16 protein-coding genes and 2 pseudogenes are annotated in these 11,698 nt (G+C 56.0%); 1 reads left to right on the plus strand and 17 read right to left on the minus strand.

Annotated elements, in window-relative coordinates:
• A partial coding sequence (locus tag H522_RS19945) for an integrase core domain-containing protein (RefSeq protein ID WP_035454450.1) occupies positions 1-262 on the plus strand: 262 nt, incomplete at its 5' end.
• Between the two features lie 315 nt (positions 263-577).
• Here the strand turns inward: H522_RS19945 and H522_RS0115795 are convergent.
• From H522_RS0115795 to H522_RS0115875, 17 genes and pseudogenes are all read right to left on the minus strand, one after another.
• Positions 578-913 (minus strand): annotated as a pseudogene (locus H522_RS0115795) (helix-turn-helix domain-containing protein); the annotation flags it as partial.
• 271 nt (positions 914-1,184) lie between these two features.
• Entirely contained in the window at positions 1,185-1,388 is a 204-nt protein-coding gene (locus tag H522_RS0115800; RefSeq protein WP_026963061.1) for a hypothetical protein, read from the minus strand.
• Positions 1,389-1,689: 301 nt separating this feature from the next.
• On the minus strand, positions 1,690-2,337 hold the full coding sequence (locus tag H522_RS0115805; RefSeq protein WP_026963062.1) for a hypothetical protein: 648 nt from the start codon (positions 2,335-2,337) through the stop codon (positions 1,690-1,692).
• 137 nt (positions 2,338-2,474) lie between these two features.
• Positions 2,475-2,942: a peptidoglycan-binding domain-containing protein gene (locus H522_RS22370; protein ID WP_035454453.1), complete on the minus strand. Its 468-nt coding sequence runs from the start codon at positions 2,940-2,942 to the stop codon at positions 2,475-2,477.
• A gap of 140 nt (positions 2,943-3,082) precedes the next feature.
• Complete coding sequence (locus H522_RS22215; protein WP_245578155.1) at positions 3,083-3,622, minus strand: peptidoglycan-binding domain-containing protein; 540 nt, start codon at positions 3,620-3,622, stop codon at positions 3,083-3,085.
• A gap of 27 nt (positions 3,623-3,649) precedes the next feature.
• Positions 3,650-4,306: pseudogene (locus tag H522_RS22220) on the minus strand (glycoside hydrolase family 25 protein); the annotation flags it as partial.
• On the minus strand, positions 4,197-4,697 hold the full coding sequence (locus H522_RS0115825; protein ID WP_026963064.1) for a phage holin, LLH family: 501 nt from the start codon (positions 4,695-4,697) through the stop codon (positions 4,197-4,199). The pseudogene H522_RS22220 and the gene H522_RS0115825, both read right to left, overlap by 110 nt.
• On the minus strand, positions 4,666-4,998 hold the full coding sequence (locus tag H522_RS0115830; RefSeq protein WP_026963065.1) for a hypothetical protein: 333 nt from the start codon (positions 4,996-4,998) through the stop codon (positions 4,666-4,668). The genes H522_RS0115825 and H522_RS0115830 overlap by 32 nt, the downstream gene beginning before the upstream one ends.
• A gap of 49 nt (positions 4,999-5,047) precedes the next feature.
• Entirely contained in the window at positions 5,048-7,495 is a 2,448-nt protein-coding gene (locus H522_RS0115835; RefSeq protein ID WP_026963066.1) for a glycosyl hydrolase family 18 protein, read from the minus strand.
• Positions 7,495-7,977: a phage distal tail protein gene (locus H522_RS0115840; protein WP_026963067.1), complete on the minus strand. Its 483-nt coding sequence runs from the start codon at positions 7,975-7,977 to the stop codon at positions 7,495-7,497. The genes H522_RS0115835 and H522_RS0115840 overlap by 1 nt, the downstream gene beginning before the upstream one ends.
• 26 nt (positions 7,978-8,003) lie before the next feature.
• Positions 8,004-8,144 (minus strand): hypothetical protein, encoded by a 141-nt coding sequence (locus H522_RS21640; protein WP_155836501.1) that lies wholly within the window; start codon positions 8,142-8,144, stop codon positions 8,004-8,006.
• Positions 8,137-8,325: a hypothetical protein gene (locus H522_RS0115850; protein ID WP_026963068.1), complete on the minus strand. Its 189-nt coding sequence runs from the start codon at positions 8,323-8,325 to the stop codon at positions 8,137-8,139. Before H522_RS0115850 ends, H522_RS21640 begins: the two co-directional genes overlap by 8 nt.
• Before the next feature lie 12 nt (positions 8,326-8,337).
• A complete protein-coding gene (locus tag H522_RS19960; protein ID WP_051344365.1) occupies positions 8,338-9,726 on the minus strand; it encodes a phage tail protein in 1,389 nt (462 codons plus the stop codon).
• Between the two features lie 3 nt (positions 9,727-9,729).
• A complete protein-coding gene (locus H522_RS0115860) occupies positions 9,730-10,020 on the minus strand; it encodes a hypothetical protein (RefSeq protein ID WP_026963069.1) in 291 nt (96 codons plus the stop codon).
• A 40-nt stretch (positions 10,021-10,060) separates the two neighbouring features.
• Positions 10,061-10,723, minus strand: coding sequence for a hypothetical protein (locus H522_RS0115865; protein WP_026963070.1), 663 nt, complete (start codon positions 10,721-10,723; stop codon positions 10,061-10,063).
• 235 nt (positions 10,724-10,958) lie between these two features.
• The gene (locus tag H522_RS0115870) at positions 10,959-11,300 is read right to left on the minus strand and encodes a DUF952 domain-containing protein (RefSeq protein WP_026963071.1); all 342 of its coding nucleotides are present in this window, start codon (positions 11,298-11,300) and stop codon (positions 10,959-10,961) included.
• 125 nt (positions 11,301-11,425) lie between these two features.
• Positions 11,426-11,698 (minus strand): integrase core domain-containing protein (locus tag H522_RS0115875; protein WP_026963072.1); only part of this gene is annotated, 273 nt, incomplete at its 5' end.

Consider the following 11,698-nt stretch of genomic DNA (forward strand, 5'->3'; position numbering starts at 1 on the left):
CATCCAAGCGATGAAGGCCTGCCAAATCAACCACGAGCGAACGGGGTACAACAACCCCGATGCTGACGGATACATCGAGCGATTTTTCCGGTCGCTGAAGGAGGAGGAGGTCTGGCTGCAGGAATACAGCAGTTTGGCCGAGGCGAAAGCGGCGATTGAGTCGTACATTCACTTTTACAACACGGACCGACCGCATTCCGCACTAGGTTATCGCTCACCGTTGGAATTCAGAAATTGGAAAATGCAACAGAACGCAGCGTGAGACGATTTTTATCTGAATTGTAAGTCTCTTATCTCTCTCTTAAAGGCCATCCCATCTGTCTTGACAAAGGCGGGTTCAATACGGGTCGTCTTACTCACCGACACTGTTGATTACTGTACCCTTGCATCTCCTGCTATCGTATTTCTTCTGCGCTTGCGTAGGTACCTGTGCCAATTTGGCCCGTTCACCAGCACATTCGAAGTAAGGCAACCTTCGCAGTTTACTTCTCAATGTGATACGTCTAATCCACCACCCACTTGTCCAACGTCGACATTACTGTTCCCTGTCTATTCACCGCAGCGTTGGCGTCGTTCTTCACCAATATCCGTTCAACCCGATCAGTACGCACTCCTTCGCCATCGCCTCATACCGCTCGCTGATCGCCGGCGTCTTCTCCCTCCAGGCCATCTCCTTCAAAACGGGTACAGCTCGCCTATAAGCCCCCACCCGCGTCAACTCCCGTAGACGTCTTTCAAGCCTCCGTTGGGCTTCCACGACCATGAAGAAGTACTCGACCGGGATGTCGAGCCGCTCCGCAAGCAGTCGGACCTTCTCGTCGGTCGGAATCATCCGCGCGGTTTCGTAATGGCCGAACTGGGCCGGATGGCATATTCCCTCAGCCAACTGCTTGCGCGACATGCCCAGTGCTTCACGTCGGCTTCGGAATTAGATATGCATGGGTATCGACCAGCGTGTATCACCGATATGGATCGTATCTCGGAGATACATGTGGTGTCGATGGCGCATAGGAGAATTTGTGTGCGGTGTGTAAATTCAAGGGGAATGAGTCCATCGAGACCTCGACAACAATATGACGAGTCCGGTGTCATCGGCCCCGCCTTCGCCGATGACCATGGCGGCCACGTTTGCTACCCTACCCATTTTTACCTTAGACCTTAAGCCTTGATTTATGCTGAAAATGTCACATCCGGTGCATCGCGGGTTCTTGTTTGACGCTGACTTGAATTTCCCGCAAGACCCCATCGTCCTCAAAGAGGACGCTCCCACAGCTGCAAAAAATGCTCGTGCCTGCGATGTCAATTTCGTGTTCTCCAGCCTTACCGACAACGATCCCCGTCCTCATTTCCTGCTCGCGACCACAATTCGTACATTTTACAATGACCATCCGTGAACACCTCCCATGAGACGAGGGTACTACCGTAACTTGAATCCGTCGATGACGTTGGGAAAACAGGCATATCTATTTGGAGATAAGAGCTTGACTAGTCACGCGACTGTTCACGAAGTCCGAGTTCATTGGAACCCCCCACTAAACGGTAAGGGTTGAACGTCAGAATATCAGAGTTACAACGGCTGCAATCCATATCCCAGCCAGGGTCAGCGCCGCGATGGCCTGCATCCATCGTGGCCAGTGGATATGGTGATGGTGGTGGTGCCTGCTCATTGCAATTGCGTCCGAGTCAAACTCAATTCAACACATGATTTTCCTTGATGAGCGAGTCGATAATCTCCCATGCCTTGTCTTTTTGGTACGGGACAGCGTAGTGCCAGTCACCGACCATGCTTCGTACGTCGTACAGGATACCGTCATGGACAAACTCATAAGCATGCACTAGGCTGTCTTTCTGCGGGAAGGCCACCGTCACGTCAACGCCGTCGAATTTCACGTGCTTGAGCCGGTCTGGCTGATCCAGGTCGGAGCCGACTACGGTCTTGTTCGGAACTTCCATGATGCTGTATTGAATCGTATGGTCGGTATACTTGACCCTGTCGTAATTCGGGGGTAGCAGCCACATCGTGAGTTGCTGCCCGTTTCGACTGTTAGAGTCCAGTTCCATGCGGTCAAGTTTGTACGGCGGCAGGACCGGCAACACGACTTTGAACGTAGCCGCATCCTTGATTTTGTTGGCCTCGGTATAGACGTCTGTGTTCATGTAGTAAGGCGCCCCGGAATTCTCAACCCTGTCGGGCTTGACGTCGTGCTTTGTATTTAGCGTTTGAGCGTCTGCAACGTGCCTGTAATGGGTGACCCCGAATAAAGACGCGCCCGCGACCACGGCTACAACGGCTGCGGCGGCCCCGATTTTTTTAGTGGATCGATGACGAGTAAACATAAAAGTCCCTCACTTTCACAAACGGACTGGTTGTATGTGACAATATAATCACACCATCCGCAGGGATTTGCAATCCCGAAAAAATAAAAAAGCTCCCACCCTGGAGGGTAAGGGCATCGAAATGCAAGCCACCTGCTTTATTCCGTGGCCTTATGCACGCCGTTATCCATCCAGTAGTAGGCGCTCTTGTTTTCGTTGTAGTACGCCCACTCGGTATCGGGCCCGGACAGATGGTAGTTGGTCACGCGACGATAGTAGAACCGGTATCCAAGTGTCCGCCAAGTAGCCCCGAAGGGCGGACTCCACTTGTAAGAGTCATAGTGCGGCGAGTCTTCCCTATAGTCCCGTGTAAGACCTTTCCAGAATGAATACCACGTGTGCGGCCCGACAATCCCGTCCTTTGTAAGACCGTTTTTCCCTTGCCACCATTTGATTGCGGCTTCTGTTTGCGGTCCGTAGATTCCGTCGATGGTCAAGGAATACTCCCCAGTGCAAGCAATCATCTGCTGGACTGCCTGCACGAGACCTCCGCTTGTGACGTATCCAGGACCCACCATCGGAGCGCCGCTGTAATCCCAGTGATCTTGTGTCATAGCAACGGTCATGAATGAATCACTCCTTAACCATTTAATTCAGTGGGGAGACACGCACGTATAAACCGTCGAACGTGCGATCACAACGAACGAAGGAATTAACGTACGTCTACATCAAGCCGCCTTAATCACCCCCTTTCAAGCGCGGGTTTCTAGACCTTGAGAAGGCCACCCCACGTATTTGGACCTACCTTTCCGTCGATGGTCAGTTGCTTCGCATTCTGAAACACCTTCACCGCATCCTCAGTTTTGGGCCCGAACACGCCATCGATGGTACCTGGGTTGCTCGCGTGGTAAAGGAGCAGATACTGTAGATCCGTCACTTGCTGGCCGCGGTCGCCGCGCACCGTGAGAGGACGGTCGGCCTGCTTGACCTTTTCGAGCGCCGCCCAGGTCTGAGGGCCACAGATACCATCGACAGCAATCCGCGCGGCCTTCTGGAATGCTCGTACTGCATCCATGGTTCTCGGACCGTAGGCCCCATCTATCGGCCCCGGGTGCTGGCCAGCACGGTAGAGCAGACGCTGACAGAGCTTCACGTCGTCGCCACATGCCGCCGAGAATAGAGTGCGGTGGTTGGAGATTTTAGGCCCAGCCTTGGCAGGGGCCTTACCACCACGGGAGGCCAGCGACGGCGTGCCTTCCCCGCACCACGCCTGAAGTTCGTCTAAACTCCCACAAAACACGTTCATGTCTACATGACCCTTCACCCCCGGCACTTGACCTGTGCTGCTGTACTGCCAGAATCGAGCCGATTTCCATGGAGCCGGGATTTCCGGTTGCGTCACGCCATAGTGCGAGATCCAGAGTTCATACTGCGAAAACTCGTTCGCCCGGATTCTCGTCTTGAGAAAGGATGGATTGCTGTAGATAACCGGCTTCTTACCCGCCAAAGTCTCAAGCCGCGCAAGGTGCCGATGCAGCCAGTCGGTCAGCTCGTCCACGCCAAGGTCGCCGGCACCTTCTTGCTCGATGTCAGCCATGGGCGGCCAGCCACGCCATCCACTGGCCGTTTCCACGGCCTTCACGTAGGCTTCGGCCTCTTCCTCAGGTCCGCTGGTCTTTGGGTACAAGAATCAGTACGTGCCGGACGGAATTCCTATAGACTTCACGGCCGCGTAGTTACGTATGAAGTACGGATCTTGGATGGTTTGTCCGGCTCCGGCGCGAACGATGGAGAAATGGACGAGGCCGGATTTTTCAACCCGGCCCCAATCGATGTCCTTTTGGTATGGGCTCACATCCCTTCCCTTGGCCCATTTCGGATCAAGCGCTGGCGTTGCCATTGGCTGCTGCTGCCTCCTTCTTAGCCTGTTCGAGGGCCGCCTGTGCGGCTTGCACTTCTGACTGCGCGGTCTGCGCCTTTGCCTGGGCATCTTGCAACCGCTGCTGGGCAGCCGGGACTTTTGCCTGAGGATCTTCAGCAATAGTAGCCTTCAGTTCCTGGCCGGCATCCTTCATCGCCTTGACCGCCGCTTCAATGATGTCGTTAATTTGCGCGTCAAATAGCTTCACGCCTTCTCGGGCTGCCCAATCCCGTAAGCGTTGAACAGCGGCATCTTTTTTCGGGACAGTGATGAGACCGGCAGCGGCTGCCTGTTCGACCGCGTTGACAATGACGTCTCCGACTTCAAAAAGTCGTCCCAATGTCTCCGAGCGCACGTGACTGCGCAGCCACCGCGCGGCATAGACCGCACCGGCCGAAAGAGCGATGGACAGAACACCTATGAGCGCGTTAACAACGGCCGACACAACCTGATCCACCATGCATATCAACCTCCATGAAAGACTTTGAGATACGCTGCCACGACCGACAGAAGAGCAACCCCCCACCCTCCCCACTCACGGATGGACCGCCCGACTGAGCTTCGCCCACGTGCTTCATCTTGCATGGCTTGTACGTCGCCTTCACCTTCTCCAGTTCTTCTCTCAGCCCGTTGTACCGGCGTATCACCTCCCTCGTCTGTTGCATTTCGGCTTTCAATCCGTCGAACTCACGCTGTAGGGCATTAAAAAACTCGAACAGGTCCTTGTTCGAGTACCATTCTTCGGATTTTGCATCGCCCACCCGCGAGACCTCCTTTCCTGGGCATAAAGAAACCGCCCGTAGGCGGTAGTTACCATTGATCCGGGATACACCCGAATATCTTGGGGTCCTCAAGCCCAAGCGCCCACATGGCGACACCAGCAAGATCCCAGGTGTCCCGCGCTTGCTCGAACCAATACCGGAACGAGTTGATGTCGGCGTAATAGGCAATGCTCGCTCCGTCCTGGTCGCATAAGTAAAGGCGGCTGACCCAGACCCCGGCATCAACGCCCTCTACCGTGACGGGAATGATATCGCCAAGCGAAATGGACGCGCTGTGGAGATAGTCCCAGTCGAGCGAGATGGACGTATTCGTACCGGATCGGGTGCTCCTTTCCTCCGTGCCGTCCGGTACTTCAAAATAGCCCCAGGTGTCGTCCCACGTCACACCTGACCGCGAGATGCGCCCAAGGGTATGCGAGCCGGTTGGAGTGGTCACCGTGACAGCTTCGCGTGGCATCATCCAGTAGGCATCGCCTGCGTTGAGGCTCATACACTGCATCGTGGCACCGTTGGCTGTATACAGGCCGAACGTTTTGCTCCCGCTACCGCTGGCTTGCCCTACGTGTTTGCCGTTCAGCCAGACGTCGTAGATTCCGCCCCGGCACCGCACCCGCAGCTCGTTGGTGCCGCTGGTATCGACGTTCCCGAGTGTCGAGCCATTGAATACCACGCGCCCATCGGACGTGAGGCCGATCTTATTGCTCCCCATGACGATCCCGGCTTCGCTACCGCTAAAGGAGAAGTCCGCCCACACGCAAAGGTCGTCAAACTGGTCATATCCGAGCGTCAACTGGCCGCTGCCTTTGAGCGTGGATGGGCTGCCGTAGGTGCCGGAGACGGACCAGGAACCGGTTAGGTTATACCAGTTGCCCAGCGAGTCATGCCCGCCCGGATAGGTTCGCCAGTCGTCGCTCCAGACCGTCGCGTACTCGGGATCATGGCGAAGCACCTCCAATGTCAGCACATAGCCCGATGCGGGCTGTGCAGCGTTCCCGTTCACGTCCTTGTACGTCTGCGGAACGAGGGTAAACTGTCCGCTGCCGCCACTCATCGAGAAGTTGAACCCCGATGCCACCGCGAACCCCCAAAACTGCGCCCCATAGGCCGACAAAAGCCCGGAGAACGTCAGCGTGTGCGTCCCGGCAGAAAGTTGCACCGTCCCGGCCTGTATCCAGTGGTCTGTTCTTGCGAGTGGATACCATTGCGTCGGCTGCTCCACGGTCAATGCCTGGCCGCCTGTCACCTGGCCGGTCGATGTGTCCAACGTACCATCCAGATACACTCCAACCTTCGCCATGCTCCACCACGGGAAGTTGACGTGCAGGACGATGGCATATGTCCCGGCGGTTGGCACATTGAACGTGTACTGCGCGTATCCGGGAACCTCGCCAGTCTGTGGCACTCGGGCGGTGTAGTAGCTGCCTCCGTCCGATAGAGCGCCGCCGTGTTTTGTGGTCTGGCTCTTGGATTGCTGCGTGACCAACCCCGTGAAGGTTGTCCCCTGCGTTTTGGAATAGGCCGTCATGAAGGGCTTGCTGTTGTATGTGCCCTTCACATATGGGGCGTTGAGTTTTGTCGCGTCCTCCGGTTCCTGATAGTCGTAGATGTCAAGCAGCATGTATGCCGACTTGACGTCATCGTCCCAAAACGCCGCCCACGGGATGAGTGGTTGTGGTGGCCCATTTCCGGTATGGTTGAATACCCCCAGCATCCAGGCCAGCCATGCGTAGTACGAACCGGACGTGCCGCGATAGCCCGACCCCGGGTCCTCGTAGATTTGCCAGCGAATGCCGTACCCTGCGACGCCAAGGAATATCTTTGCTGGTGGGATGACTGTTACCGCGTAATCATAAACGGCCTGCACCCACGAGGCCGGAGAGATGGCCCCTGGCGCGGAACCGAGCCAGGAGTACCCATACGTCATGATGGTGCAAGTGTCGAAGTACGGCGCCAGCTGCGCGTAATCACACCAGTATTCGCCGCCGAGCGATTGCCCTGGCCCGGTCAGTCCCGGCAGGTCGGCGTGAACCAGCTTCCCTTGGCTGTGAACGTAGTTGTAAATGCGCTGAAAGAACGCGACGGCTTGGTCGGTGTAGCTGCTGTCGCCGCCCTGCTCAAAGTCAATGTCCACCCCGGCCCACCACGGATTCTGTTCCAGCAGGGTAGCCAAGTCGGACATGAAGGTGTTCTGCGCCCCGTTTTGATTCGTCCACAACGCTTGCAGATAGCTGCCAAGCGCCTGGATGCTGATGTACCACTGAATCTGGGGAAATTGCTGTATCAGGCTCATCTCCTGGCTGGTCGCCGAACCAGAAATGGTTCCGCCTGCGTTGCGAATGTGGCCCGTTGTGTCTGTTACCGCCCATTCAAACAGCCCGATACGCTGAAATTTGTTTGCATACTGGCTTACTTCGGACCAACCACGACTGCTGGTAGGTACGTTTGATCCGACCCACGTCATGAACCGGGTCGTCATCACCACGTCACCCCGCTTGCGTTCCACTCTGTCACGCCAAACAAAAACCGGGCAGCGTCTCGCCCGGTCATGTTCACGCGGTATACAGTGTCTCCGTAGGGGCACGGCATGGGCGCGCCCTGGTAAGTGGAGGGCCTTGGTTGCGCCTGCGAACCGTTCACGGTGACTTTGTGTGCTGCCGCATCGATATTCACCACATCCCCGGCTTTGAGGCTCCCTGAATAGGTCAGCGAGCGCGTCTGATAGTACGTTTGCAGCTCCCACTCGCCGGTCGTGTGCTTGATCATGATGGCCGTCACATCCAGCCCCGTGGTGACCGGCGCCGTGTCCGGCAGGTCGATGTTGACCCCTCCGTCACTGGTGGCGGTCATGGTCATGCCGCCGGTGTTCGGAACGATGACCATAGCGGAGCCGCGGATAAGCGCATTCAATTGCTTCGGCGGAACGATGTCGCCGTTTTGGTCACGCGGCCGGACCAGCATCTCTTCCGCATTGGGCCCCCACCCCGTCAGAATGCCACCGCTTGCAGCTGCACATCGGTCGCGTGGATGGTACCAGTGAAGTCCTCGCCGATTAGCTCCACCTGGATGGATTGAACAGATTTCTTGGGTTCAACTTTCGTCAGATACCGAAGAAACGGGTCACTCACTGTCGAACGACCACCTTATCTCGCTCGGATGACCGACCCAGGTTGTCGCGATGTTGCCACCTTGGAGCATGATGTCCGTTACATGGAGCGTCCCCGTGAAGTCCTCGGCCACGACTTCGACTGTGATGCTCTCGATGTCCGTCCCGGCCTGCGGTTGGAATGTCTGCGCCCACTGCTCCACGGTTACACCTCCCTACGCGATGGCGAAAAACTGCGTTTCCTGCGTACCGTCTCTGTACCTGATGGTAACTTGGAACCCGATCTTTCCGCTCGGCCCCTTCTTGACGTTATCGAGGGCCACCTGCGCCGACAGAGTGTAGTTCTGTCGGTTGGCTGGATTGACCGTCTGCGACAAGGTTTTCGTCACGCCTGATGCGCCCTGACATATGAAGGATGCACTTCCACTGGCCCCGGTCGAGTTATCCACCGTCCAGCCATCCGCCGTCCAATAGGCCAGTCCATCGTCAGCACGACTGTTCAAAAGCAGGTTAAAGACAACCATGTCTTGCATTGCCTGATTCACGGCATCCACTACGTCGCTAATACTGCCACCGCCGGCCTGAATGTTCGATAGCTGGTCCGCCAAGGTAGGCAGCGCGGTCTCCAGTTCCAGGCTGGTGTTCTCCGGTTGCAGAACATCGATGGTCCGTTTGGCGATCCGGGCCTTCATATTCAGACCGAGCGTCTGATCATACACGGTGACGATGTCCCCGAGACCAGGAATCGGATCGTCTGGCGTCAGAACCCCGTCCACCGCATACGAAATGGTCGGTTGACACAGAACCGCAAGCTGCTGTTTGGCCCACTGCAGCAGATATGATGGGTTGGTAATGTCGTCGTTCGTGAGCGTCGCAGACTTGACCTGTCGCGTCTTTCCCGTACTGTCGTACCAGCTGTAGTCCTCGATGTACGGCACGCCGTTGTTCACGTCCGCGATAGATAGGTTGTTGGCTCCGTAGGGATACAACCGCGTCACAAGGTTCCGGGTGTCCACCGTCCGCTTGTTCGACTTCATGTTCTTTCCAAAGGCAAAGAGAAAACCGGTGTCGGACCCGACCTGGCGCAGCAGGTGGACCTTCCGTCCAACACTGTCGAATTTCAGCTCGCCGCCATATATGCCTGGGATCTGCCGGATCGCGGCCAATCGGTTTGTAGAATCTGTGATGGAGAAGTTCCCGGGTGTCGTGATCTCCACGGTACCGACCGACCAGTCCGTGCCCTGCAGGATGGCCTGCATCACAGCCGACGGACCTATATCCTTCATGTCCAGTGATGTGATTGGGTCGTACTCCGCCAGGTCGTACCACACGGCCTCGCAGGTGACGTCGACCGTCGGAATCCCCTGGCCGGAGTCCCAGCCGATCTCCATAACGCGGATGACGAACTCGCTGCCGCCGACCCGCACGTGGTCCTCGTTAGTGAACAGCGCCAGCTTCGGGTCGTAGGCAGGCAGGCTGAACGTGAGCGTTTCCTGCCCGTTCGTTTCCGTGATGAGCTGGTCCTGGATTTGCACGGAAAAGGCCTTGTCGATCACCGCCAACAGCTTGCCGCTGCGGTCATAGACCTTCGGATAGTCCTGCACGGCTCACACCTCCAAGCCCCAGGCTGTCACCTGTACCACCGCGCTGTCAGGCGATACCACTAGCGGTGTATCGGCAGGGAATTTGATCCCTGGCCCGAAGTTTAGCTGCCCCATCTGGAATTCCCCGGCGTGAACATACTGCATGACGTTGTTGTTTGCATCCGTAAGGGAAAAATGGAGCATCCCCATGAGCTTCATATGAGCAATTACCGTTGATCCCATCTTGATGTCCATGTCCGTGTCCGGCAGGGTCCAGGACGTGCCCCGGATGTTGCTCTGCGCCCAGATCCCCATCAGGACGATGCTCTTCCCGCTGGCTGGCGTCCAGACCGTGTTATCCCCGGCTGCCGTGATTTTCAGGTACTTGACCGTGTCCGGGATGCGGAAATGGTCGGTTCCGCTGCTTGTTACGCCGTCGATGGTGACCTCTGACGCCGTGCCGCCCCCGCTCCCAGGATTGGTACAGTTGCCCGTTATCGTCCACCCTGAGCGGAACTTCGGTTCCGTTGGCCGTGGTGCCGCGTGCAATCACCGCGCCAATGCGGTTGGTTCCGGCCGGGAGCGCTCCGCTGAAACCCATCGCCAGTCGCCCCTGCTCATCCACCGCCAGCGGCTTGAGCGTCCAGTACGTCACCTGTACCCCGGTCAGGCTGGCGGCTGAAGTCTGGAGCTCGCTGTCCTTGTAGAGAGGAATCACGCCCGTGTGGCCGTTGGCCTGGCCTGCATATAGCGTGTTCCCGCTGGAATCCGTGGCCGTAATGTCCTTGCCGTTGACAAGGTGTTGCCACCCGACGCTGCCGGAATCCGTCACCCAATCATGCGTCGCATCTATGACCGGCAGATTCGTCGCCGTGAAGTTTCCGTTTCCGTCCGTATTCCCGGTCTCTGTCACCTGGATGGCGGCCCATAGGATTACGTCCTGAGCGTCGGCCGCGTCCTGGTAGCCGATGACCGGGATGTTGTTCGGGCTGGAGTCACGGCGTACGTTAAAGCCCATCCCTCTCGCCTCCACGAAAAAAAGCCGCCAATCAAGACGGCTTACACTGTAAATTTGTGATTAGTTCTTATCCAACAAAGAAGGTGATAAGCGAAGAACAAAGTTGCGATTTAGCACCGTTCGGCAAGACACTTTAAAAAATTAGGCCCTTTTCGTAAAGATTGTTGCTAAAAAATACGCTTGGACTTTAGAAAATTAAATAGCCTTGATAGGTACAAGGCAAAAGCTGTTGTACCTACCCATCAATTTGCTGTGGTAATGAAAACGTTCCGTCAGATGATGGGGGGAATTCAATTACTGAGCGAATTGAATTAAGGTTCAATTCACCGTAAATGTGCGGGTATAACTTCATTGTTTCGTACAGGTCTTCGTACTTGATCTCAGCTTCCACAAGTTCGGGGTCAATACATAGTAAAACCAGATCTGTGCGACCATGAAATAACGCATTTGCGACTCCAAGCAGTTGTTCTTTCGTGGAGCAATGTATAAACCCGTCTACTGGAAGGCTGGTACATCGGTAAACGCCTTCGCTCTTAGCAAGGTTCCACTCATCTCTGGAAGTGATGTGATATATCACTTTGCCATCCCCTTTTCATCTTCAATTTCGTACACTGGGTGCCGTATTGAACCCGCCTTTGTCAAGACAGATGGGATGGCCTTTAAGAGAGAGATAAGAGACTTACAATTCAGATAAAAATCGTCTCACGCTGCGTTCTGTTGCATTTTCCAATTTCTGAATTCCAACGGTGAGCGATAACCTAGTGCGGAATGCGGTCGGTCCGTGTTGTAAAAGTGAATGTACGACTCAATCGCCACTTTCGCCTCGGCAAAACTGCTGTATTCCTGCAGCCAGACCTCCTCCTCCTTCAGCGACCGGAAAAATCGCTCGATGTATCCGTCAGCATCGGGGTTGTTGTACCCCGTTCGCTCGTGGTTGATTTGGCTGGCCTTCATCGCTTGGATGAAACGTCGACT

Origin of the sequence: Alicyclobacillus herbarius DSM 13609 (assembly GCF_000430585.1) — a bacterium.
Taxonomy (GTDB): Bacteria; Bacillota; Bacilli; order Alicyclobacillales; family Alicyclobacillaceae; genus Alicyclobacillus_G; species Alicyclobacillus_G herbarius.